At 65.5% G+C, this 23645-nt stretch carries 24 protein-coding genes; 12 read left to right on the forward strand and 12 right to left on the reverse strand.

The features are described 5' to 3' along the window. Window positions 1–230, forward strand: a 230-nt coding sequence (locus KBA48_RS24295) for a M23 family metallopeptidase (RefSeq protein WP_292911279.1), incomplete at its 5' end; no start/stop codon positions are given. After that, complete coding sequence (locus KBA48_RS24300) at window positions 214–810, forward strand: polymer-forming cytoskeletal protein (RefSeq protein WP_292911281.1); 597 nt, start codon at window positions 214–216, stop codon at window positions 808–810. The genes KBA48_RS24295 and KBA48_RS24300, both read left to right, overlap by 17 nt. 33 nt (window positions 811–843) lie before the next feature. Here KBA48_RS24300 and KBA48_RS24305 read toward each other — a convergent pair whose 3' ends face one another. From KBA48_RS24305 to KBA48_RS24315, 3 genes are read right to left on the reverse strand one after another with little or no spacing between them, the layout of a single operon-like run. Then, entirely contained in the window at window positions 844–1452 is a 609-nt protein-coding gene (locus KBA48_RS24305) for a periplasmic heavy metal sensor (protein ID WP_292911283.1), read from the reverse strand. Beyond that, window positions 1449–1979 (reverse strand): hypothetical protein, encoded by a 531-nt coding sequence (locus KBA48_RS24310; protein WP_292911285.1) that lies wholly within the window; start codon window positions 1977–1979, stop codon window positions 1449–1451. Before KBA48_RS24310 ends, KBA48_RS24305 begins: the two co-directional genes overlap by 4 nt. Next, window positions 1976–2671 carry an RNA polymerase sigma factor gene (locus KBA48_RS24315; RefSeq protein WP_292911287.1) on the reverse strand — a complete coding sequence of 232 codons (696 nt, stop codon included), beginning with the start codon at window positions 2669–2671 and terminating at the stop codon, window positions 1976–1978. The genes KBA48_RS24310 and KBA48_RS24315 overlap by 4 nt, the downstream gene beginning before the upstream one ends. 434 nt (window positions 2672–3105) lie before the next feature. Between KBA48_RS24315 and KBA48_RS24320 the strand changes: the two genes are divergently transcribed. Both KBA48_RS24320 and KBA48_RS24325 read left to right on the forward strand, forming a co-directional pair. Then, on the forward strand, window positions 3106–3354 hold the full coding sequence (locus tag KBA48_RS24320; RefSeq protein ID WP_292911289.1) for a DUF1902 domain-containing protein: 249 nt from the start codon (window positions 3106–3108) through the stop codon (window positions 3352–3354). Then, window positions 3351–3545 carry a type II toxin-antitoxin system HicA family toxin gene (locus KBA48_RS24325; RefSeq protein WP_292911291.1) on the forward strand — a complete coding sequence of 65 codons (195 nt, stop codon included), beginning with the start codon at window positions 3351–3353 and terminating at the stop codon, window positions 3543–3545. The genes KBA48_RS24320 and KBA48_RS24325 overlap by 4 nt, the downstream gene beginning before the upstream one ends. A gap of 2 nt (window positions 3546–3547) precedes the next feature. Here the strand turns inward: KBA48_RS24325 and KBA48_RS24330 are convergent, their stop codons facing one another. Together KBA48_RS24330 and znuC are read right to left on the reverse strand one after the other, a co-directional pair. Then, complete coding sequence (locus tag KBA48_RS24330) at window positions 3548–4333, reverse strand: iron chelate uptake ABC transporter family permease subunit (RefSeq protein ID WP_367273871.1); 786 nt, start codon at window positions 4331–4333, stop codon at window positions 3548–3550. Continuing rightward, window positions 4326–5156: a zinc ABC transporter ATP-binding protein ZnuC gene (znuC, locus tag KBA48_RS24335; protein ID WP_292911295.1), complete on the reverse strand. Its 831-nt coding sequence runs from the start codon at window positions 5154–5156 to the stop codon at window positions 4326–4328. The genes KBA48_RS24330 and znuC overlap by 8 nt, the downstream gene beginning before the upstream one ends. Before the next feature lie 134 nt (window positions 5157–5290). On the opposite strand from znuC, the gene KBA48_RS24340 reads away from it, so the two are divergent. Both KBA48_RS24340 and dapB read left to right on the forward strand, forming a co-directional pair. Beyond that, a complete protein-coding gene (locus KBA48_RS24340) occupies window positions 5291–6226 on the forward strand; it encodes a zinc ABC transporter substrate-binding protein (protein ID WP_292911297.1) in 936 nt (311 codons plus the stop codon). Window positions 6227–6287: 61 nt separating this feature from the next. Next, window positions 6288–7085, forward strand: coding sequence for a 4-hydroxy-tetrahydrodipicolinate reductase (gene dapB, locus KBA48_RS24345; protein WP_292911299.1), 798 nt, complete (start codon window positions 6288–6290; stop codon window positions 7083–7085). A 98-nt stretch (window positions 7086–7183) separates the two neighbouring features. Here the strand turns inward: dapB and leuC are convergent, their stop codons facing one another. Further along, the gene (leuC, locus tag KBA48_RS24350; protein ID WP_292911301.1) at window positions 7184–8590 is read right to left on the reverse strand and encodes a 3-isopropylmalate dehydratase large subunit; all 1407 of its coding nucleotides are present in this window, start codon (window positions 8588–8590) and stop codon (window positions 7184–7186) included. Window positions 8591–8918: 328 nt separating this feature from the next. Between leuC and KBA48_RS24355 the strand changes: the two genes are divergently transcribed. Continuing rightward, window positions 8919–10082, forward strand: coding sequence for a GGDEF domain-containing protein (locus tag KBA48_RS24355; RefSeq protein WP_292911303.1), 1164 nt, complete (start codon window positions 8919–8921; stop codon window positions 10080–10082). Between the two features lie 6 nt (window positions 10083–10088). Here the strand turns inward: KBA48_RS24355 and KBA48_RS24360 are convergent, their stop codons facing one another. After that, a complete protein-coding gene (locus KBA48_RS24360; RefSeq protein WP_292911304.1) occupies window positions 10089–11393 on the reverse strand; it encodes a pentapeptide repeat-containing protein in 1305 nt (434 codons plus the stop codon). A 118-nt stretch (window positions 11394–11511) separates the two neighbouring features. Between KBA48_RS24360 and phoU the strand changes: the two genes are divergently transcribed. Both phoU and KBA48_RS24370 read left to right on the forward strand, forming a co-directional pair. Continuing rightward, window positions 11512–12243, forward strand: coding sequence for a phosphate signaling complex protein PhoU (phoU, locus tag KBA48_RS24365; protein ID WP_292911305.1), 732 nt, complete (start codon window positions 11512–11514; stop codon window positions 12241–12243). Window positions 12244–12453: 210 nt separating this feature from the next. Beyond that, entirely contained in the window at window positions 12454–13014 is a 561-nt protein-coding gene (locus tag KBA48_RS24370) for a DUF2087 domain-containing protein (RefSeq protein WP_292911306.1), read from the forward strand. A 75-nt stretch (window positions 13015–13089) separates the two neighbouring features. Here KBA48_RS24370 and KBA48_RS24375 read toward each other — a convergent pair whose 3' ends face one another. The 4 genes from KBA48_RS24375 to KBA48_RS24390 form a co-directional block, all read right to left on the reverse strand. Continuing rightward, window positions 13090–15426: an Orn/Lys/Arg decarboxylase N-terminal domain-containing protein gene (locus KBA48_RS24375; RefSeq protein WP_292911307.1), complete on the reverse strand. Its 2337-nt coding sequence runs from the start codon at window positions 15424–15426 to the stop codon at window positions 13090–13092. Between the two features lie 282 nt (window positions 15427–15708). Continuing rightward, complete coding sequence (rmuC, locus tag KBA48_RS24380; protein WP_292911308.1) at window positions 15709–17196, reverse strand: DNA recombination protein RmuC; 1488 nt, start codon at window positions 17194–17196, stop codon at window positions 15709–15711. Window positions 17197–17321: 125 nt separating this feature from the next. Then, window positions 17322–18539, reverse strand: coding sequence for a tryptophan synthase subunit beta (gene trpB / locus KBA48_RS24385; protein ID WP_292911309.1), 1218 nt, complete (start codon window positions 18537–18539; stop codon window positions 17322–17324). A 232-nt stretch (window positions 18540–18771) separates the two neighbouring features. Next, on the reverse strand, window positions 18772–19905 hold the full coding sequence (locus KBA48_RS24390; protein WP_292911310.1) for a succinylglutamate desuccinylase/aspartoacylase family protein: 1134 nt from the start codon (window positions 19903–19905) through the stop codon (window positions 18772–18774). A 57-nt stretch (window positions 19906–19962) separates the two neighbouring features. On the opposite strand from KBA48_RS24390, the gene KBA48_RS24395 reads away from it, so the two are divergent. Genes KBA48_RS24395 through KBA48_RS24405 form a run of 3 tightly spaced genes read left to right on the forward strand, consistent with a single transcriptional unit; the run spans window position 19963 to window position 23176 of the window. Next, the gene (locus KBA48_RS24395; RefSeq protein WP_292911311.1) at window positions 19963–21210 is read left to right on the forward strand and encodes a hypothetical protein; all 1248 of its coding nucleotides are present in this window, start codon (window positions 19963–19965) and stop codon (window positions 21208–21210) included. 53 nt (window positions 21211–21263) lie between these two features. Then, on the forward strand, window positions 21264–22199 hold the full coding sequence (locus KBA48_RS24400) for a hypothetical protein (RefSeq protein ID WP_292911312.1): 936 nt from the start codon (window positions 21264–21266) through the stop codon (window positions 22197–22199). Further along, the gene (locus KBA48_RS24405) at window positions 22199–23176 is read left to right on the forward strand and encodes a glycosyltransferase family 2 protein (protein WP_292911313.1); all 978 of its coding nucleotides are present in this window, start codon (window positions 22199–22201) and stop codon (window positions 23174–23176) included. The genes KBA48_RS24400 and KBA48_RS24405 overlap by 1 nt, the downstream gene beginning before the upstream one ends. Here KBA48_RS24405 and KBA48_RS24410 read toward each other — a convergent pair. Next, on the reverse strand, window positions 23083–23556 hold the full coding sequence (locus KBA48_RS24410) for a helix-turn-helix domain-containing protein (protein WP_292911314.1): 474 nt from the start codon (window positions 23554–23556) through the stop codon (window positions 23083–23085). The two genes, KBA48_RS24405 and KBA48_RS24410, sit on opposite strands and share 94 nt — an antisense overlap. Window positions 23557–23645 lie beyond the last annotated feature (89 nt).

The raw sequence follows: 23645 nt of genomic DNA on the forward strand, positions 1-23645 counted from the left end.
GCCATATGGTGGAGGTGTATCACGGGCTGGGCGTCCGCACACGCTATGCCCACATGAAGAAAATCATGGTTAAGGACGGCGAAATGCTGGACCCTGGCCGGCAGGTTGGCACGCTGGGCGACAGTGGCCGCAGTTCCGGCCCGCATCTGCATTACGAGGTGCTGGTGGAAGGCAAGCCCGTGAACCCGCTGCGCTTCATGGAGAGGGGACGGCATGTTTGCGAAGGTTAAGGAACGTATCGACAGCACGGCCAAGCCCGCCAGCCGCCCCACGGGCGGCAATGGCGGCGGCGCGTCCGACCGCCCCATGCCCTCCATCGTCAGCCGCGACATGCGGGTGACGGGCGATCTGGACACACCGGGCGAAGTGCATGTCGAAGGCACCGTCGATGGCGACATACGCTGTGCCAAGCTGATCATCGGCGCCACGGGCACGGTCAACGGCCATATCCTGGCCGCGACGGTGCGTGTGCATGGTCAGGTGCGGGGAGAGATCAACGCCGAGGAGGTGTTTATCCTCAACGGCTCCACTGTTCAGGGCGATGTGGTCCAGACCCTGCTGGAAATCGCCACCGGCGCCAGTTTCGAAGGCGCCATCCGCCGCCGTCAGGCCGTTGCTGCCACCGCCATGCTGGCCGCCCCCGTGCCTGATCCGGCACCACAGGAACCGGTTGCGGAAGCCGAACCCCTTCTGCTGGCCACCGAACCGGTGGAGACGCCGGCGGAAGAAATGTCGGCCCCGGCAGATGCGACCGAACCGCCGGAACCCGCCAACAGCGGCGATGACCTGACGGACAGGAAGGCCGGCTGACACAAGCCGCCCCCCTGTCCGGGACATCCGACCCTATCTATCCTCCCCCGGCGGCGGGGGTGGCGGGGCCGCCATGGGCGCACGCTCGCGGTCCAGCGGGATGCCGCCCGGAGGCGGTGGCGGCACGTCGGGCCCACCATGCAGGCGGCGTTCATTGATCATCATGCGGGCCGGTCGCATCTCTGCCAGACGGCGGCGTCCTTCCGGGGACAATTTGCCCAGAACCTCGATAATGCTGTCGGTCTGCGCCTTTTCCATCGCCTGACGCTCGGCAGCCGCGCTTTCCAGTTCGGTCCGCAGCGCCACCGGATCAAACGGATCGGCCTGCATCAGGTCCCGCAGTTTATCAATACGATCCCGGAATGATTTAGCCTTGTCGGTGAACCTTTCCATGTCGGTACCGAAATGATCCTTGAGGATCGCGGCATCAGCCTCAGGCAGATCATCCAGCATGCGGCGCATGGCAAACAGGGGACCACCGAAGCCCCCGGGGCCCCCCGGGCCTTCCGGCCCTATCATCCCCATTCTTTCACCATGGGGCGGCTTCGGGGCCAGCCAGCGCGGGACCATGGTGCCGACCAGGAAAAGGTTCAGGCCGACCGACGCCAGCAGCGCGGTCTGAATCAGTCTTTGGCGGGTCATTGGAACAGGCTTTCCAGGGCGGAAGGGGTGAACATCGCGCTGGGCAGGTCACCGGCGGTGGTCGCGGTTACGATCGTGGCCGCGCCCTCGCCGCCCATGCTGCCGGTGGAAGCGACAGGCGTGAAGGCGCCGACCAGAATGCCGGCAGCGGTGCAAGCCGCAAGGCCGGCGGCACGCGGCCAGACCTGACGCCAGGCGCCCAGCATTTCCGCGACGCGACGCGTAAAAGGGGGACGCCGCGGGGCCAGCCCCGGCACGGGCAGATCGGCCAGCGCGCCGGCCACAACACGGGCAACGCGTTCATCGCTGATCACCGGCACGTCCAGCCGATCCAGCATCGCGTCCAGCAGGGCCGCGCGATGCTGTTCAGCCCGCGCCTGCATGGACACCGCCAGCAGGGCCTGGGCCTGAATGCGCTGTTCGTCGGGCCATCGCCTGGGCTCGGCCCCATATTGTTCCAGCAGGGCCTGGAAGGCGGCCATCCCCATGGCCTCCTGCCCGCCTGCGCGGCTATTCGGTTCCCTCATTCTTCATTCTCCCCAACGCCCGTGATCCCCAGGGCGGTGAGCCGGCCCCGAAGGGCGCGGCGGGCACGGGCCAGCAGCGATTCCACCGCCGGCACCGACAGGTCCAGCATCCGCCCGGCCTCGGCGGCACTCATTTCCTCATAATAGCAAAGAGAGACGGCCACCCTTTGCCGTTCCGGCAGCCCGGCCAGGGCCGCCGCAATGGTTTCCGACATCTGCCGTCGCGCGATCAGCGTTCCGGCAGCCGGCGTCGGATCAGGCACCTCCGGGGCGTCTTCCAACGCCTCGAACCCCTGTTTACGGCGACGGTCGATACACAGGTTGACGACGACCCGGTGCAGCCATGTGGAAAAACGTGCGGAGCCGCCCGCTTCCCACTGGCCGGCCTTGGTCCAGACCTTGACCCAGGCCTCTTGCACCACCTCGTCCGCTTCCGCCGCGTTGTTCAGGACGCGTTGGGCCACGGACAGGGCGCGGGCGCTGTGGCGTGTAGCCAACAGCGTAAACGCCCCCCGGTCCCCGCCGGCGATCCGCGCCAACAGGGTGTCGTCATCCACCATGGGTTCCGCAAGAGCCATACCGGTCACGGTCACCTGCGTATCCTTATGTCGATCCCGTCCGGCCGTACCGGACCCCCGGGCATCACGCCCCGGCAGGTCCAGCGGTGACGGAAGCCGCTTCGTCGCCAGCATGCTCCTTCCACGGGCCATGGGGCAAATCCCTGTCGCGGATGGCGAGAGCACACGGCCGGACCTAAAAATAAAAATTCGGGTCGCGCGACAGGAACTGTTTGCGTGTTGCGTAAAAGCAATATCGCAGGCCGGTGCCCCCTCCCACCCCAAAGCACTGGCCACGCCGATGATCCTGGACGCCCCATCCGCCATCGGCCCGCGATAGATGGGAAGCCCGCCCCCGGTCTTCCGGTCCCGCCTGCCCGCCCCTTCAATGGCGGCACCGGAACCGGGGGCGGCACCCGAACCTGTGTTTAGTTCCTCTCTCCAGAGTGCCTTGCCCCGCCGCCCCTGCCTGGGCGGCGGGGGTTTCTTTTTGTGGATTGAAGCGGCACCCGAAAAGCACCATCCTTTCCCAATATGTGCCACAGGGCGCGACGGTAAAGAGGCATCAGGTGCAGCAGACGTTCAACGTCACCATCGAGTGGGATGCAGAAGCTGCAATATGGTACGTCGAAGACAGCGACGTACCAGGGTTGGTGGCGGAGGCTGCCACGGTGGAAGCCATGCGGGACAAGCTTTCCGTCCTGGTGCCGGAGCTTGTGTCGCTGAACCGGCACAAACTCGACTATGTTCCAGGCGCTGACCTGCCGGTACGCATCCAGGCCAAACGGCTGGAACATTTCCGCAGCGGGCATGGATGACCGACTTCTCTCCCTTGCTGAAGAAGATGCTGAAGCAGGCGGGATGTCACAGGGTCCGCAGCGGCAAGGGCGACCATGAAATCTGGTACAGCCCCCTGTCCGACACGAATTTTCCCGTGGATAGCGATATCAGGTCGAAGCACACGGCAAATGGCGTCCTGAAGCAGGCCGGTCTGCCGAAAGCCTTCTGATATTACCCCCGCGCCGGCACCGCCTGGCTGACCAAGAAGAAGGCGGCGGCGGCGGCCACGATGGCCGGGCCCGTGGGCACATCCACCTGCAGCGACGCCGCCAGACCCGCCGCGACGGCCCCGGCCCCGATCAGGGCTGCCAGCAGCGCCATGCCCTCCGGCCCCTTGGCAAAGCGGCGGGCGGCGGCGGCGGGGATGATCAGCAGGGCCGTGACCAGCAGAATGCCCACGATCTTCATAGCCAGCGCGATGATGATGGCGATCATCAGGGTGAAGCCCAGGCGCACGCGCCATACCGGCACCCCTTCCACCCGCGCCAGATCCTCATCCACGGTCAGGGCCAGCAGGGGCCGCCATATCCAGGCCAGCAGTGCCAGAACCAGCGCCCCACCGCCCCAGATGGCGTAAAGGTCACCATCCCCCACGGCCAATATATCGCCGAACAGATAGGACAGCAGGTCCACCCGCACCGAGCCCAGCACGGCCAGCGCGATCATGCCCAGGCTGAGCGTGGAATGCGAGATGATGCCCAGCAGCGTGTCGCTGCCCAGCCGCCTTTGTTCCTGCAACAAGGTCAGGGCCAGCGCGATGGCCAGACAGACCAGCACGATGCCCGTCTGGGTGCCGATGCCCGTCAGGAAGCCCACGGCCACGCCCAGCAGGGCCGAATGCGACAGCGTATCCCCGAAATAGGCCATGCGCCGCCAGACGATGACGCAGCCCAGCGGCCCCGTCACCAGCGCCAGCCCGATGCCGGCCAGCAACCCGCGCAGCAGGAAATCATCCATGGCGGTGCCCCCCGTGGTCGTGACCGTGATGGTGGTGATCATGGTCGCAGCCATGATGGTCGCTGTGGGACGTATGTTCCCGCCCCGGCGGCACCACACAGCCATCATCGGCATGGGAATGGTCATGGCTGTGGTGATAGATGGCCAGCGCATCGGCATGCCGGCCGAACAGCGCGACATATTCGGGATGGCGTGACACATCCTCCGGCTTGCCCTGACAGCAGACATGCCGGTTCAGGCAGATCACCGTATCGGTACGCGCCATCACCAGATGCAGATCATGGCTGACCAGCAGCACGCCACAGCCGCGCCGGTTGCGGATGGCCCCGATCAGTTCGAACAGCTCGATCTGCCCATGTACATCCACCGCCTGCACCGGTTCATCCAGGACCAGCAGGTCCGGCTTGCGCAGCAGCGCGCGGGCCAGCAGCACACGCTGCAATTCCCCGCCCGACAGGGTCTGAATGGCCCGGTCGATGGCATGGGCCGCCCCAACCTCCTCCAGCACACCCTGCATTTCCGAGCGCGTGGCGCGCGACCAGAGCGACAGGAAGCGCGCGACCGGCATGGGCATCGTGACATCGACCGACAGGCGCTGCGGCATATAGCCGATATTCAGGTCCGGTGCCCGCGTCACCGCCCCCTTGTCCGGCTTCACCAGACCCAGGCACAGTTTCACCAGACTGGTCTTGCCGGCCCCGTTCGGCCCGATCAAAGTGACAATCTCCCCCCGCCGCACGGACAGGGAGACATTGTCGACAACGGCACGGTCGCCGCGCGTCAGGCTGATATTCCGGGCTTCCAGTAAGGGGGGGACGGTCAAGGTGCTGTTCCTCCGGCGCATGCTGGCTGGGCTGCCCTGCGCCTGTCGCAGGGTTTACGCCATGCCCGCCGCCTTGACAAACGTTACATTATAACACATTTGCAGATCAGTCCTCCGGTATCGGGTTCCTGTCCATGCTTCGTTCCCTGTCCCTTTCCGCTCTGCTGGCTGGTTTTCTGGCATTACCGGCCCTGGCCGCGGCACCGCCGCCCGACGTGGTGGTGACGGTGAAGCCGCTGCATTCGCTGGTTTCCGGTGTGATGCAGGGGGTGGGGGAACCATATCTGCTGGTGCGCGGGGCTGCCAACCCGCACGCCTTCGCCCTGCGCCCATCGGATGCCAAGGCCCTGGCCGGGGCGGAACTGGTGGTCTGGGCGGGATCACCGGTCGAAACCTTCATGGACAAGCCGCTTGCCACCCTGGCCAAGGGTGCGCAGGTGCTGACCCTGGTCAATGAACCCTCCGTCCGGCTGCTGCCGGTGCGCAAGGGCGGCGCGTGGGAGGCGCACGACCATGACCATACGCATGAGGAAAGGCCCGAGGCGGAGTTGGGCAGCGACGGCCATGTCTGGCTGGACCCGCTGAACGCCAAGGCGATCACCGACCTGATCGCCGCCCGCCTGTCGGCGCTGGACCCGTCGCGCGCCGCCACCTATCAGGCCAACGCCACCCGGCAGAAACAGGCGCTGGACACGCTGGACGCCGAGATGCGCGCGGCCCTGGCGCCGCTGAAGGACCGGCCCTTCATCGTTTTCCACGATGCCTATCATTATCTGGAGGACCGGTACGGCCTGAACGCCGCCGGGGCGATTACCGTTTCGCCGGACCAGCCGCCGGGGGCCGGCCGTCTGAAGACCCTGCGTGAACGCATCAATCAGGCCGGCGCCGTCTGCGTTTTTGCCGAACCGCAATTCGAACCCGCCCTGGTCCGCACCTTGGCCCAGGGAACAAAGGCGCGCACCGGCGTGCTGGACCCCGAAGGGGCCAGCATCGCGGATGGGGCGGAACTTTACGGCCAGTTGATGCGCTTCAACCTGCGCTCACTGGTGGATTGCCTTTCCGGGGGCTGATCCCAGGCGCCCGGCATGCTATCCGTTCTGCCCATTCGGTTTTGAGAGACAGGGGATAAGGATGCGTATCGGGATCGTGGGCGGCAGCGGCCGCATGGGTCAGATGCTGATCCGCGAGGTGCTGGGCAACAAGGACGCTACCCTGTCGGGCGCCACCGAACGGCCTGGTTCCGCCGCCATCGGCCGCGATCTGGGCACCCTGATCGGCGCCGATCCCGTTGGCGTCGCCCTCACCGATGACGCGGACGCGCTGTTCGCGGTCAGCGACGCCGTGATCGACTTCACCGCCCCGGCCGCCACCGTCGCCCATGCGGCCCTTGCCGCACGCCATGGCACGGCCCTGATTGTCGGCACGACCGGCCTGTCGCCCGACGACCATGCCAGGCTGACCGAAGCCGCGACCAAGGCCCCCCTGGTCGTGGCCGCGAATTTCAGCCTGGGTGTCACCCTGCTGGCCGGTCTGGTGCGCAAGGTGGCCGCGACCCTGGGCCCTGACTGGGATATCGAAGTGGTGGAGATGCACCATCGGCACAAGGTGGACGCACCCAGCGGCACCGCACTGGCCCTGGGCCGCGCCGCAGCATCCGGCCGTGGCGTCGATCTGGCCGATGTGAAGGATGCCGTGCGCGACGGGCACACCGGTGCGCGCAAGGTCGGTGACATCGGTTTCGCCACCCTGCGCGGCGGCGATGTGGTGGGTGATCACACCGTCATCTTCGCGACGGAGGCCGAGCGCCTGGAACTGTCCCACAAGGCCGGCAGCCGCGCCATCTTTGCCCGGGGTGCCGTCCGCGCCGCCCTGTGGGCCGCCGGCAAGGCGCCGGGTGTCTATTCGATGGACGACGTGCTGGACCTTTGATCCCCGGTCACCCCGGCCGCCGGCCGGACAACCGGATATAAAAAAGGGGGCGCCCCGCCAAGGGACGCCCCCTTTTTCATATTCAAACCCGACGGCCCTTACAGGCTGCGCACGTCCGTCAGGTGGCCCTTGATGGCGGCGGCGGCGGCCATGGCGGGGCTGACCAGATGGGTGCGGCCACCGGGGCCCTGGCGGCTTTCGAAATTACGGTTCGACGTGCTGGCGCAGCGCTCGCCGGGCTTCAGCTTGTCGTCATTCATGGCCAGGCACATGGAGCAGCCGGGCTCACGCCAGTCAAAACCGGCCTCGGTGAAGATCGTGTGCAGGCCTTCTTCCTCGGCCTGCTTCTTCACCAGCCCGGAACCGGGCACGACCATGGCATAGACGCCATCGGCCACCTTGCGGCCCTTGGCCACGTCGGCGGCGGCGCGCAGATCTTCGATACGGCTGTTGGTGCAGGAACCGATGAACACCTTCTGCACCGGCACCTGCGACAGCGGCGTGCCCGGCGTCAGGCCCATATAGGCCAGCGAGCGTTCCACCGCCTTGGCCTTGTGCGGGTCCTTGAAATCGGACGGGCTGGGCACGGAAGCCGTGATGGGGGCCACATCCTCCGGGCTGGTGCCCCAGGTAACCAGCGGCACGATATCGGCGGCGTTCAGTTCCACGACCTTGTCATAGACCGCACCCTCGTCGGTGGGCAGGGTCTTCCAGTATTCGACCGCACGATCGAAATCGGCCCCCTGCGGCGCGCGGTTGCGGCCACGCAGATACTCGAACGTCTTTTCGTCCGGGGCGATCAGGCCGGCGCGGGCGCCCGCCTCGATGGCCATGTTGCAGACCGTCATGCGGCCTTCGACCGACAGGTCGCGGAACGCCTGACCCGCATATTCGATGACATAGCCGGTGCCGCCGGCGGTGCCGATGGCGCCGATCACGGCCAGGGTCAGATCCTTGGCGGTGACGCCGGGCGGCAGTTCGCCATCCACCTTCACCAGCATGTTCTTGGACTTCTTGATCAGCAGCGTCTGCGTGGCCAGCACATGTTCCACGTCCGACGTGCCGATGCCGAAGGCCAGCGCGCCGAAGGCGCCATGCGTGGCGGTATGGCTGTCGCCGCAAACGATGGTCATGCCCGGCTGGGTCACGCCCTGCTCCGGCCCCACCACGTGCACGATGCCCTGGCGGATATCGCTCATGTCGAAATACTCAACGCCAAATTCCTTGGCGTTGATGGCAAGCTGCTCCACCTGGATGCGGCTTTCCTCGTTCTTGATGCCGGCCAGACGATCCTTGCTGGTTGGCACATTATGGTCGGCCACGGCCAGGGTCTTCTTGGGCTGGCGGACCTGACGCCCGGCGATGCGCAAGCCTTCGAAGGCCTGCGGGCTCGTCACTTCATGCACCAGATGCAGATCGATATACAGCACGGCGGTGCCGTCCTCCTGACGATGGACGGTGTGGCTGTCGAAGATCTTGTCATAAAGGGTGCGGGCCATGGTCACTCACCTGGGGGTCAAGGATCGAACCGCAAAGACGGGGGTGGCTTTACGGTCACTTTGTTACGTGATGGCGGAGCATAGCGGCAGGACCCCCGCACGGCAAGCGGGCGCGACCTTCCGGCCGGCGGCCTGGATGCAACGCAGCGTTCAAGACGGTGCATGATTGGTAGGATTTGTACCAGTCTGCGGACCTGCCGGGAACGGTGGTCCGCAAGCCCGCCACTACCCAGAGCTGCTCTATTCATTAGGCTTAGTACAAATGGAAGACATACATGGGTCGTCATGCTATGACCCAACACAGCCGTTGCCGCCTGTCCCGACGGAAAGACTGATGTTTCCCCTGGATATCATCACCATCCTGGAGGTTCATAAATCCTCCCTCATCGTCGGCGCGCTGGCTTTTCTGCATTTGCGCAGACAGTCAAGGGACCAGCGTGGCCTGATCACGCTGACCGGCGGTTTTTTTCTGCTGGTCGTGGGATCAACCCTGGCAGGACGGGGGGCAGCCGGGCTTCTGCCCCTGGAATTCTGGACATTGACCAGTTTTGATATCGGCACCATCGGCTATGGCCTGATCTTTCTGGGCATCGTGGCGCTCAGCCAGCAAAAGCCGGTACGGCTGGCATGGATGGTCCTGATACCGCCGGCCTTGTTTACGGTGGCGGCCCTGGTAACGGGTTTTCACACCGATGACCGCATACGATCATGTCTGTTCCACCTGCAGGCCGGCGGATATCTGATGGCCGCATGCTGGGCCGTATGGCGCGATCACCGGACCGACCCGTTGCCGTCCCGCCTTCCGCTTGCCGCCGTTCTGTCCGCCTGCGCCATCGCCTTTGCCGTCGTGGCGGCCGTCATCCCGGACCGGGCCGACTATGTGGACTGGATCGCGCATGGTTTCGCCTTTCAGATTCTGGGAAATTTTGGCATCGCGGTGCTTGTCTACGGCTTTGCCACCGATCGGGCGGAACGCAGCCTGCGGCAGGCGGCCGAGATCGACAGCCTTACCGGGATCGGCAACCGCCGATGGCTGGAGGCACGGTTGCCCACCCTTATCCGGTCCGGTGACGCCCTGGTGATCCTGGATATCGACCATTTCAAGCAGGTTAATGATCGTTTCGGCCACGCGGCGGGCGATGCGGTCCTGATGGCCACGGCACGCACCTTGGGTCAGGCCCAGCGATCGCAAGACCTGGCCGCCCGCGTGGGTGGGGAGGAGTTTGTGCTGTTCCTGCCAGCGGTGGCGTCACAGGCCAACAGCATCGCGGACGGTTTTCGTCTGCGGATCGGTCAGCAGTCCGTAGGGTATCAGGACCATGCCATCGGCATCACGGCCAGCCTGGGGCTGGCCGTGGCCGGAAGGGATGGCATGCGGTGGGAACAACTGTATCAGGCCGCCGACAGCGCCCTGTACGAGGCCAAACGCCAAGGTCGCAACCGGGTCGTGGACCATGGCCAGATCGCGGGACGGGGCATCTCCGTCCTGTCCCCCTGATCCGGATCAGGCGAAATCATCATCTTCGTCGGGGGCGGGCATGCTGGCCCCGGTCGTGACGGCCTCTGCCAGATTGGCCCCCCGGATATTGGCATCCAGCAGATTGGCGCCGGTCAGGTCGGCCCCGCGCAGGTCGGCCCCGCTCAGGTTCACCCCGCGCATGGAGGCGCGGGACAGGCTGGCCTGGATCATGATGGTGTTGGACAGGTTGGCCGGCCATTTCCGGCCCGTGCCACGACCGTTGGGCCCCTTGATCTCCACCGACCCGATCTTCGCATTGTCCAGCTTGGCGCCGGACAGGTTGCTGCCGCGCAGGTTGGCCCCGTCCAGCGTCGCCCCCGTCAGGTCGGCAAAGTTGAGGGCGGCACCCGACAGGTCGGCCATCACGAACAGACAGTCGCGCAGCTTGGCGCCTGAAAAATTCACACCTTTCAGATTGGCCCCGCCCAGGTTGGCCCCATTCAGATCGATATGCGACAGGTCCTGCCCTTCCAGATCGGCCCGTTCCCCCTTGTCGCCATTGCTGGTGATCCAGGCCTGATGCTGGGTCAATATGCGTTGGATGGAGGCAGAGAAGGTTTCGGCCGAGCGGCTGAAATTGGCGCCCAGCATGTCGACATTGGACAGGTCCACCCCTTCCAGGTTGGCCCCCTGAAGGTCGGCGTTGCGCAGATTGGCGCCGGCCAGCACCGCGCCGGCCAGATTGGCATCGCGCAGGCGGGCGCCCGTCAGATTGGCGCTGTTCAGATTGACGCCCCGCATGTCGCAGCCAGCGAAATTGGCGCTTTTCATCACTGACCGGGCCATGTTGCACCCGGCCATCTGGGCGCCGGAACAGTCCGCCCCCACCAGGGAACATTCCGACAGGTCGGCACCGGCCAGATTGGCGTTGGACAAGGTGGCGTCATCCATGTCCGCGCCGCGCAGGTCGGATGGTTCCATCTTCACATTGCTGGGCGCCCGCCGGTCCAGCAGGGCGCCGCCGCGCAGATCGGCCCCGCGCAGGATGGCACATTTCAACCGGGCACCGCGCAGATGCGCGCCGCGCATGTCGGCATTGGTCAGGTTGGCATTCACCAGGATGGCACGGGTCAGGCGGGCCGCGAACAGGTCGGCCGCCGTCAGATTGGCGCCGGTGAAGTCGCAATCCGACAGGTTGGCCCCCGACAGTTTGGAATTCTGCAGATTGGCGCCGGCAAAATTATGTCCCTGCAGGTCCGCCAGGGCCAGCATGGCGCGGGCGCCACCGGTCAGCCGCTTCAGCCAGCGTTCATGCTTGTCAATGACGGCGAGCAACTCGTGCGGTGTCATGATGGATGGCAACCATTGCGAACAAGATGAACTTTTCTTGAACGTGCCACAGGCCGGGGCATTTGTGTTAGATGGTTTCTTGACACTCACCCCTGTAATCATCGCCGGAGTCAGTTCTGTGGACGAAAATGTCAACGTCGTGCCCACCCGGCATATCGTCACCGCCTTCGATGAACAGCTCGATATCCTTCACGATCTGGTCCGGGAAATGGGCCGGCTGGCGGGTGAGCAGATCACCGACGCCGTTTGCGCCATGATCGACCGCGACGCGGACCTGGCCGGCCGGGTCATGGCCCGCGACATGCAATTGGATACGCTGGAACAGAAGGTGGAGGCACAGGTGGTGCGCCTGCTGGTGCTGCGCCATCCCAAGGCTAACGACCTGCGTGTCGTCATCGCCGGCCTGCGCATCGCCAACAATCTGGAGCGAATCGGCGATTTCGCCGCCAATGTCGCCAAACGCTCCATGACCTTGCAGTCGCAGCCGGAGGTGGCCCTGGCCCGGTCCATGATGCCCATCGGCCGCGCCGTGGCCGACATGCTGGCCGATGTCATGAAGGTCTATGACAGCGACGACGCCGGGGCCGCCATGGCGGTGCGGGAACGGGATGCGGATATCGACCGCGCCTATACCGCCCTGTTCCGTGAACTGCTGACCTATATGATGGAAAGCCCGGCCCGCATCACGGCCTGCACCCATCTGCTGTTCGCGGCCAAGAACCTGGAGCGGATCGGCGACCACGCCACCAACATTGCCGAAACCCTGTGTTTCCGCGTCAGCGGCCACATGCTGGACGATGCCCGTGCCAAGGGCGACGACACGGCCACCATGACGGTGATGCCCACCTGAACGATCCCGCTGGTTCTCCATCCCGCACCCGTGCTAGCATCCGGTCAAGGTCGGCAGATAACCCAGGCGTCGCCAGCCCCTTACGGGGCCGCTAAACCTGCCATTCAGTTTTTTATCGACCGTCACAGCCCCAAGGCGTGCCGCGTCGGCAAGTTGGCGACCACCGACGGTTCCATCCGGATAAAGGCGTGCCATGCGGGATGTTGACCCATGTCGAGAGAGCTTTTGCCCTTCCAGGTCGCTGATATCAGCGCCCTGGCCAAATCACTGAAATCACAACTGGAAGCCCATGAGGAGCGGCCGGGACATGTCAGCCTGCTGAACATGCTGGCCCGCGGTGCCGGGTATCGCAATTTCCAGCATTACCGCGCCCAGGCTGCGGCCCTGGACCGGCTGGAGAATCCAGGCCCGGCGCCGACCCCCGTGCCGGAAGTGGATTTTGCCCGTGTCCGCCGGCTGCTGCGCCATTTCGATGGGGCGGGACGGCTGATCCGCTGGCCCAACAAGTTCAACGAACAGGCCACCTGCCTCTGGGTGATGTGGTCGCGCCTGCCGGCGCGGGAGAGCCTGACGGAACAGGGGATCAGCCGCCTGCTGGACGGCATGCATACTTTCCGTGATTTTGCGCTGCTGCGGCGGGAGATGGTGGAACAGGGGCTGGTCAGCCGTACCCTGGACTGCCGCGACTATCGCCGCATCGAACGCCAACCGCCGCCCGACGCTCTGGCCCTGATCCGGTATCTGGCGCCACGGTTGGTCACCGCCGCGTAATCCCGGTGGCGTCCCTGATCAGTGTCCACTGTCACCCGTCAATGCCGGGTGACGGTGGACACTGCTCCCAATCCGCTACTCCCGCACAACATAGGTATAGAAGCGGATACGGCCGTCGGCATCCTGCTTGCGATAGACGCCCTGGATTTCATTGTCGAAACCGGGGAACAGGTTGGCCCCCTTCTCGAACACTTTCAGGTAATCGATCATCGGCTTGGCCCGTTCCGTCAGCCGCTCGCCCGGCAGGATGGTGGCGATGCCGGGCGGATAGACCAGCATCAGGGTCGTGGCGATGCGGCCTTCCAACTGGTCCAGGGTCACAAAATCCACCTTGTTGCGCACCAGTTGCTTGGCCGCCTTGTGCGGCAGCATGGCCATTTCCGGCAGATGTTCGGGCCGGAACTGGGCGCGCTGCAGGGCGCTGATATTGTGGTCGCGATAGAAGGCATGGATGTCGCGGCACAGGTCGCCCAGGCGCACGCCATTATAGCGCGGCGCCCGCCGGCGCACGAAATCGGGCATGATCTCGTCCAGCAGGGCATTATCGTCATGCAGCCGCTTGAAGAAGATCAAGGCGCTCATCAACCCGCCGGCCTTGCTGCTTTCCACGCCGGGCGTCAGCAGGAACAACAGCGAATTCAGGTCGTTCTTTTCCGGGACGATCTGGTTTTCACGTAAATATTCGGCCACCACCGGTGCCGGCACCCCCTGATCCAGATAGGCACCGGTGCGCCGGTCGAAACCGGGGGTCAGGATGGTCAGCTTATTGGGGTCGGTCATGGCATAGTTGGGGCCCAGATGGCTGAACCCATGCCAGTTGCGGCCCGGTTCCAGCATCCAGTGCGACGGGTCGCGCGCCAGCTCGTCTGTCGGCACATCCTCCCACCGCACATCGCGCCCCTCGAAGCGGGTCACATCGGGCACGAACGGGTCAAAGAACCATTGGCGGGCGGCATCGCTTTCCTTGTCGATGAATTCCCGCGCGATGGCGCGCAGCTTCTTGCGGGTTTCGATGCCCAGGCGGATCGTGTCGTCCCACAGAACCTCACCCGACTTGCCCTTCATCATCTGCGCGCCGACATCCAGCGAGGCGAAGATGGGATAGAACGGGCTGGTGGAAGCGTGCTGCAGGAAGCTTTCATTGAAGCGGCGATGTTCGACCCGCCGTTCGATATCCCCGATATGCTTGTCCTTCACATGGATCTGCGAAGCCTGGCTGAAGCTGGCGAGCTGCTTGTGGGTGGATTGGGTGGTGATGATGCCGGGGCTGTCGGGACCCAGATTTTTCACCCCCATGCCATAGCGGCCCTGGAACAGCGGGTGGAACTTCATGAAGCCGGCCCAGGCCTCGTCGAACAGGATGTAATCGCAAAGCGGGCCCAGCTTTTCGACCAGCAGGTCGGCATTGTTGATGGTGCCGTCATAGGAACATTGCTGGATCACGGCCACGCGGAAGGGGCGGGGCTTCTTCCAGGCATCCGGGTCCTTCACCCAGGGGCTGGTGCGGATCTTCTCCCGGATCTTTTCCTCGTCCAGCGCCTCGTAATCGATGGGGCCGATCAGGCCATGGGCGTTGCGGTCGGTTTCCAGGAAGATGGGCGTGCCCTGGCCCAGCAGCAGGGCGCCGTGATGGGCGGCCTTGTGGTTGTTGCGGTCGAACAGGACAAGGTCGTCCTCGGCCACCAGGGCGCCCAGCACCACCTTGTTCGACGCCGAGGTGCCGTTCAACACAAAATAGGTGCGCTCCGCCCCGAAAATCTTGGCGGCTTCCTTCTGCGCACGCAGGGCCGGCCCCTCATGCACCAGCAGATCGCCCAGATCGACGACGGAATTGTCCAGATCGTCGCGGAAAATCGCCTCACCCAGATGTTCAACAAAAATGCGGCCGATGGGGCTGCGGCTGTAGAAGATGCCGCCATTGTGGCCGGGGCAGGTCCACATCTGGTTGCCTTCCTCGGCATAATCCACCAGCGCGCCGAAGAAGGGCGTCTTCAGGCTTTCCGCATATTGACGCAGGCGGCTGATCAGGTTCTTGGCGATGAATTGCGGCGTCTCCTCGGCCAGGAAGACATAGCCGTCGATCTCCCGCATCACCTCGACCGGGATATCCTCCAGCCGCTTGCGGCGGACCAGCAGCACGATGGGCATTTCCAGCCCGCGCGCCCGCACCAGGGAGATCAGGGCCGCGGCCTTGCCCTCCGGCCCGCGCTTGCCCCAGTCCAGCACCATGCAGCCGATGGCGGCATCGGTGCGGATGGCCAGTTCGGCATCTTCGACCCGGCGGGCCTTCGTCACCTCGAAGCCCAGGCGCTGCACCTCGCTGATGATATCATGCAGCCTTGTGCCTTCCAGTTCATCGGCCTCAAAGGCGGGGGCACAAACCAGGAAATTGAAGCGGCGGAAAAAATCCATGTCGACGGCTCCGGGGGACTGCGACGATCGGGGTGAGCGGGGGTGGACAAGGGACCATGTCACCCTTGCCGCTGCAAAAGAAGTTTCAAAGAAATTACACAGGCACGGTCGGACAGGTTCCACCCGTGCCTAACAGAGCGGCCAGACGGCGCAGAGACCAGCGGTCAGACATTTTGACCGATGGTCACTGTTTTCAGGGACTCCGGCGCCGGCGCCAACATGCCAACGGCTTGGATTCACGCGGCACGGGCCGCGCGGCGGCGGTCGCCGCCCTACCAACGGTCATGAATGATGCGCGTTGGTGTCGTCCGGCACCGGCAGGCGCGGGGCATGGTCCAGTTGGGACAGTTCCGGCAACTCCCCGCCCGATGTGGCCTTCAGTTCCTTGAACCGGCGCGCCGTCACCATCACCCTTGTCTCCAGCGACGCCACGGCGGCGTTGTAGCTGTTGACCGCGCCGCCCAGCCCCTTGCCCACCTTGGCCATATGGTCGGCCATAGTGGCCAGCCTTTCATGCAGTTCGCGGCCCAGTTGGCTGATGGCCTGGGCGTTGCGGGCCAGGGCCTCCTGCCGCCAGCCATAGGAGACGGCGCGCAACAGCGCGATCAGGGTGGTGGGGGTGGCGGGGATCACCGACTGGTCGATGCCGGCCTCGATCAGACCGGGATCCTGTTCCAGGGCGGCGGAGAAGAAATTCTCCCCCGGCAGGAACAGCACCACGAATTCCGGGGCCGGATCGAACTGCGCCCAATAGCGCTTTTCGCCCAGGGCCTTCATGTGGTCGCGGATATGGCGGGCGTGACGGGACAGGTGGGTCAGGCGGGTTTCGTCATCGCCGGCATGGGTGGCGTCCAGAAACGCCTCCAGCGGCGCCTTGGCATCGACCACGATGCTTTTGCCACCCGGCAGCCGCACGATCAGGTCGGGGCGCAGGCGGTTGCCATCAGCGCCATTGACGCTGGCCTGTTCGTGGAAATCGCAATGGTCCAGCATGCCGGCCATTTCCACGACCCGCTTCAACTGGATTTCCCCCCACCGGCCCCTCGTGGCCGGGCTGCGCAGCGCCCTGACCAGATTGCCGGTTTCGGCCCGAAGCTGCCCCTGGCTTTCCATCAGATGGGCCACCTGGGTCTTCAACTCCGTATAGGCGCCGATGCGGGCCTGTTCGATGCCCTGGACCGCCTCCCCGAACTTGGCCAGATGATCGCGGATGGGGGTGACCAGGGCGTCGATGGCGGCCCCGCGCTTTTCCAGATCGCCCTTCGCCACTTCCCCGAACTTGTCGAACTGTGCCTGGGCAAGGGTCAGGAATTCGCGGTTATTGGCGGAAAGCGCGTCGGCCGACAGGGCCTTGAAGGCATCCGCCAGGCGGGCCTGTGCCTGGTCCAGCAGGGCCAGCTTATCCTCATGCGCGCGGCGTTCATGGTCCAGCGCGGTGCGCGTCTCCGCCAGGGCGGTCTGCAAGTCTGCCTGTTCGTCGCGGGCCACCGACAATGCCTCTTCCAGACGGGGCACACGCGCCGCCTGCGTTTCGGCCGCCGCCCGACGCGCCGATTCGGCCTGCATCTGACGGCGAAGGTCGGCCAGCAACCCGTCACGCTGCGACAGTTCACCGCGCAGTTCACCAATATGATGGCGGTCGCGCTCCCGCTCCGCCAGCAGTCCCTCCCGTTCGGCGCGCAAGGTCGCCGTGCCCTGCCGCAGCCAGAGGAAGGCGATCAGGGCACCGCCAGCGGCACCGGCCAGAAGGGAGATCAGGTCAAGCGGCACGGCACGCACACTCCGTCACGGGTCGGGGACGGAGGATACCGTGCCATCAGGATCAGAACAAGTCGGGAACAAATTCCATGCCGGGCTCCCGTCCGCTTGAAGGTCAACCCTCAGGCGGACGGGTATTACAGGGCGACGCCCAGTTCCTTGCCGATCGTGAAGATATCCTTGTCGCCCCGTCCGGACAGGTTGAGCACCATCAGCGTGTCCTTGGACAGGGTGGGCGCCAGCTTGCCCACCACAGCCAGTGCGTGGCTGGGTTCCAGGGCCGGCAGGATGCCTTCCAGCCTGGCCAGCAACTGGAAGGCGTCCAGCGCCTCCTTATCGGTAGCGCTGACATATTCGACGCGGCCGATATCGTGCAGCCAGGCATGTTCCGGCCCGATGCCAGGGTAATCCAGGCCGGCGGAGATGGAATGACCCTCCAGGATCTGCCCATCCTCATCCTGTAACAGATAGGTGCGGTTGCCGTGCAGCACGCCGGGGCGGCCACCCTTCAGGCTGGCGGCATGGCCGTTGGGCACATCCAGCCCGTGGCCCCCGGCCTCCACCGCCACCATACGCACGGTCGGTTCATCCAGGAAGGGATGGAACAGGCCCATGGCATTGGAGCCACCGCCGATGCAGGCGACCAGCATGTCGGGCAGGCGGCCTTCCATTTCCATCATCTGCTGGCGGGTCTCCTCGCCGATGATGTTCTGGAAATCGCGGACCATAGCCGGATAGGGGTGCGGACCGGCGACGGTACCAATGATGTAGAACGTGTCATGCACATTCGTCACCCAGTCGCGCAACGCGTCGTTCATTGCGTCCTTCAGGGTGGCGGCCCCGCTGGTCACCGGCTTCACCTCCGCCCCCAGCAGCTTCATGCGGAAGACGTTGGGTGCCTGACGCGCAATGTCGGTGGCGCCCATATAGATGGTGCAGGGCATGCCCATCAGGGCGCAGACGGTGGCCGTGGCCACGCCATGCTGGCCGGCCCCGGTCTCGGCGATGATGCGGGTCTTGCCCATCCGCTTGGCCAGCAGGATCTGGCCCATGCAGTTGTTGATCTTGTGCGCGCCGGTATGGTTCAGCTCTTCGCGCTTCAGATAAATCTTTGCGCCACCGAAATGATCGGTCAGGCGCTCTGCATGGTACAGCACGCTCGGACGGCCCACGAACTGCTTCAGGTAACCGGCCAGCTCGGCATGGAAGGCGGGGTCCTGGCGGGCCTCGTTATAGGCCCTTTCCAGGTCCAGGATCAGCGGCATCAGCGTTTCGGCCACGAAACGGCCCCCGAAAATGCCGAAATGCCCGTGTTCGTCGGGACCGTTACGGTAGCTGTTCAGGGACATGTTCATGACGCTGCCTGGATGATACGGGGGATATGTCAGGAAACTAGACCGCGCCGCCGGCTTTTCCAAGCCTGCGACATGACACCTCATGACATGGCGCAACCGCGATTTCGCGGGCAATAAAGTTATACAGAGGTCGGGAACGCCTGACCTCTGTATCCGCGCCGACGGGCGCGGCGGCGGCCCATGCCGCCGAAGTCAGTAAATCCTGACCCGTCAGGATTTACTGACACGCGTGCTACGCCGTCAGCAGAGGGCCAGAGGTCACCAGCACCTCCCGCCCCGCGATGCAGAGCAGGATGTCGTTGGGGCCGGCATAGCGGCACTGGGTGCGCGACCAGACCAGGCCGTCGGACCGGGCGTGGCAGGGGTGGCGGTCGCCCGTGGCCGGGTCCAGGATGGTGGCGACGTGATCGCCGGCCCGCACCGACGCGCCCAACGGGACATGATAGAGCGCGACACCGCCCACCGGTGCCCGCACCCGGTCCACCCCCGCCAGCGGTGTGGCAAGATCGTACAGGTCGGGCACAGCCGGCGCCGGGCCATCGATGATGCCACGCCAGGCCAGATGGTCGATCAGGGCGGCGGCGTCGGCGGCGGCCAGTCCCTCATCCACATCCGCCTCCCCGCGCAACTCCACCGTGACGGCGGAACAGCCGACGGGGATGGGCGTGTCCGGGCCGCCATGGCGGGCGCGCAGCCGGTCCCAGGGGGTGGAACAGACCTCGTCGAACGGCTGCCCACCCGACTGGTCGGCCAGGAACACCGCCTTCGCCTCCAGCCGGGCCGCCAGATCGGCGACGCCCAGCGGCCAGCAGGCGGGCGTGGTGTAAAGATGCATCACGGCCTCGCTGTCGCAATGCAGGTCCAGCACGATATCGGCATCGACCGCATGGGACAGCAGCAGCTTGCGCAGCGCGTCGGCCTCCGTCCGGGGCTGCAACGCGGCGGCGGCCGTGGCCAGCGCCCGCTGGATCAGGCGGCCATTGGCGTCGGCGTCGGCCTTCAGGTCACCCGGCCGCAACGCCGCGCTGACGCTATCGGCCAGATCGGCGAAGGCCCGGTTGAAATTGACGCCAGACGCCAGATCGAAACGCCCGACATGCCCGCCCAGCAGCACCTGATCCAGTCCGATGGGATTGGCCATGGGCACCAGGACCACCTGCCCCTTCACCCGGCCCTGGGCATCCAGACGGGTCAGATGATCCAGCAGATGGCGGGCCACCACCAGACCCGGCAATTCCCCGGCATGCAGCCCCGCCTGGATGTAGGCCTTGGGTCCATCACCCGTGCCGAAACGGTGGATGGTCAGGCGCCGGGTAGTACCGGGGCGGCCATGGGGCAGGGTGATAATGTCGGTCAGATGTGTCATGGCGGGAATTCTTGGCCCCGCCCCTACCCCCTTGTCCAGCGCCTTCGCCATGGCACAATGGCGAAATTGCGGGATTGGGGCGAGGATCGCGGCATGCGGGTGGATTGGCGCGCGGACGGGCGGCTGTGGGCCTTCGCCGTGTCCGTTCTGGCCTATGGCGCCGCGTCGGCCCCCGCGCCGCCGGGCATCCGGCCACAGGAACTGCTGGTCTTTGCCGGCATCGCCCTGTTCACGGGCATCGCAGGCCCCTGGCGGTTCTTCGCGGGGCTGGAGGTGGCGCGGGCACCGGCACCGCTGGCCGCCGGCTCGGCCATCATGGTCTGGCTGCTGTGGCAGGGTTTCATGCGCGGCCTTTGGAACGGCTGGGGCCTGACGGACATGATGCGCGACATCGTGCCCATGCTGTTCCTGGCCCTGCCGCTGCTGCTGGCCCCGATTCTGGGCCGGCTGTCCCCGGATCGTTCCGACCGGCTGGCCGATGCGGCCGCCGCCGCCGGGGTGCTTTTCACCCTGCGCTGGTGGCATGATGCCGGCATGGCCCTCTCGGCGGTAGGGACGTCGCCCCTTGGCGAAGGGCGTTATTACCTGCTGAACAGCGCCCTGGTCCCCTTCGCCTCTGTCTGGCTGGGCCTGCGCGCCACGCGCTGGCTGCTGTTGCCTCAGCCGACAAGGGGCGAATGGGCGCAGGCGCTGCTGGCGGCGGCGGGGTGCCTTTCCTGCCTGCTGGCCCAGGCGGCAACCCTGCACCGGGCAGGCCTGATCCTGTCGCTGCTGGCGCTGGGGCTGGGCATGGGGCGCTGGCTCTGGCGCCGGCCGGCCCTGTTCATCACCCTGTTCCTGCTGGCCTCCGCCGCCCTGATCGGGATCGGGGCGCGGGTGGCCGGGGTCGCGGCCCTGCTGGCCGACAAGACGGAGAATGTGGGTCTGAACAATCGCATCGACGAGTTGCTGGCCGTGCTGGATCAGGTGGGGCGCGATCCGCTGGCCTTTCTGATCGGCGATGGCTGGGGGGCGCTGGTGCCCAACCCCGCCGTCGGCTGGTGGCGCGTTTCCTATACGCACAGCGCCGCCAGCTATTTCCTGCTGAAACTGGGGGCGCTGGGGCTGGCGCTGATGCTGGGGCTGGCCGGCCTGCTGACGGGTTTGCTGGCCCGTGCGGCCCGGGACATGCCCATGCTGCTGCTGGCCATAGCGCCGTCGCTGCTGCTGGGAGCTTTCCTGCACACAAGTTTCAAGTATCTCTGTTTCTCCCTTCTCCTCTCCCTGGCAATCGGCCGGGCCTATGCAAGCCTTTACCGGCATTAGTATCTGAGTCATTCTCCTTTTCGGTGAAGACAAGTGCAGGCAGGCCCACCGAGATGCCCGATGGTTTCGCGCCAAGGTTGGACACGCAAACGCCCGGCATGGGCGAATTGCTGCGCGTCCTGGCCGGTCAATGGCGGCGGATTCTGGCCTGGGCCCTGGCCGGGCTGGGGCTGACCGTTCTGGCCCTGCATCTGGTCACCCCCCGCTATACGGTCAGCATGGTGGTGGGTCCGCCGGGGCGCAGCGGCCCTGCCGCCATGGGACCCCGCACGCCCGCCCTGTCCCCGGCCGCCGGCCGCGGCATCGCCGAACAGGGATCGGCCGAAGAGGTTGTGTCAGACTTCGCCCGATATCTGGCCCTTCTCACCTCCGTGCCCGTGGCTGAACGGCTGACCGCCGACACGGTGGTGATGCGGGGCCTGTTCGAGGATGCCTGGGACAAGGAGGCCGGGCACTGGCGTCCCCCCACCGGCATGGGACCGACCCTGGTCCGTTCGCTGCGCTGGCTGGCCGGGTATGAGAGTTGGGCACCGCCCGACGCGGTCGACCTGTCGCGCCTGCTGAAAAAGGAACTGGCGGTGGAGGCGGTGAATGAAGGGCCGCTGCGCCGTCTTGTCTACCGGCATGAGAAACGGGATTTCGCGCTGCTGCTGCTGTCCCGCCTGCATGCCGCAACGGAATCGCATCTGCGGGAAGAGGCCGCCCGGCGGCTGCGCGCGGAAATGACACATGTCAACGCCCGCCTGACAGGTCTCTCCAACCTGGACCGCTCGCGTCAACTGACCGGCATGGTGTCGGAGCAGGAGGAGACGTTGATGATGCTGGAGGTGGGCCTGCCCTATGCCGCCGACCTGCTGGAACCGCCGGCCGCCCCGGCCCTTGCCGACTGGCCCAACCCCGTACCGCTGATCCCCGCCGGCACGCTGGCCGGGCTGGGGCTGGGGCTGTTTTTGCTGGTTGCCCTTCACGCCTATCGCCGGGGATTGTGATGGAAGGCCCCATCCCCGTCAGCGTCATCGTGATGACCCGGAACGAGGCGGCGAACATCGCACGCTGCCTGGCCCCGCTGACCGCCTTCGCCCAGGTCGTGGTGGTGGATAGCCACAGCGATGACGGAACCGCCGCCATCGCCACCGCGAAGGGGGCGGAACTGATTTCCTTTCGCTGGAACGGGATGTATCCAAAAAAGAAACAATGGTGCCTGTCACATCCCGGCATCCGTCACGACTGGGTGCTGTTCGTCGATGCGGACGAATATATCACTCCCCAACTGGTTGTAGAGATTGGCACATTGATGGAGTCGGCGCCGCGTCACAGCGCCTATTTCGTGGACAGCCGCCCCGTCTGGCTGGGCCGTCTGCTGCGCCATGGCACCCCTTACCGGAAAATCGCCCTGCTGCACCGCCGCCGGGCCCGGTTCCCCATCTGCCCCGACCTGCATGTGTCCCGCATGTGGGAGGTGGAGGGACATTATCAGCCCATGGTCGATGGCACCGTCGGCCACCTGACCGCCAGCTTGATCCATAATGATGCCAAGCCGCCGGCGGCTTGGTTCGAGCGGCATAACCGCTATTCGGACTGGGAGGCGGCGTTGGCCGGTAGCGGCAGGACGGCGACCCTGATAGCGGGGGAGCGGGGGGGGCGACGCCTGGCCAAGCGGCTGCTTGCCCGGCTGCCGGGTCGGCCGCTGCTGGCCTTCCTGCATGCCTATCTCTGGCATCTCGGCTTTCTGGACGGGAAGGCCGGGTTGCACCACGCTTTGTCACGGGCGTTCTACTACTGGTCGATCGATCTGAAACGTGACTGGCTGGCCACCACGACGGCGGCCAGCCAACCCGACATTTCCGGCGCCCGTCTGTCGGACGTGGCCGATCAGCCGGCCTTGACGCTGTCTTCCGGATCGCCGGCCAGCGTCTTCACCAACTCGAATGTACGGCGCCGCACCGATTCCTCAGGAATCCGGTAATAGGCGCGCACCAGTTCCAGCGTCTCGCGCCGGGCCATGCTCTCGAATTCCTGCGTCTCGCTGGGCTCGTCCGCAACCAGGGAGGATTCCGACGCTGGCAGATCATCAAAGAAGAAGGTCACAGGCACACCCAGAACCTGGGACAGGTTAAACAGGCGGCTGGCGCTGATACGGTTCGCGCCGCGCTCATATTTCTGCAATTGCTGGAAGGTGATGCCCACCGCCTCGCCAAGGGTTTCCTGGCTCAGGCCCAGCAGGGTGCGGCGCAGGCGCAGGCGCTGGCCGACATGGATGTCGATCGGGTTCGGGCCTTCCCCGCGCTTGGACAGGGAATAGGCCTGGGCGAGCCCGGCCTTCGACGGGTTTCTTTTCTCAAGCATTGCGAACTCCTTCAGCGCCGGATGTTGCCACTACATATAGAGAAGCATCGCAGCACCTCCAATACGGACGGTTGTAATGGGCTGTGACC

The organism is Niveispirillum sp., assembly GCF_017996735.1.
Taxonomy (GTDB): domain Bacteria; phylum Pseudomonadota; class Alphaproteobacteria; order Azospirillales; family Azospirillaceae; genus Niveispirillum.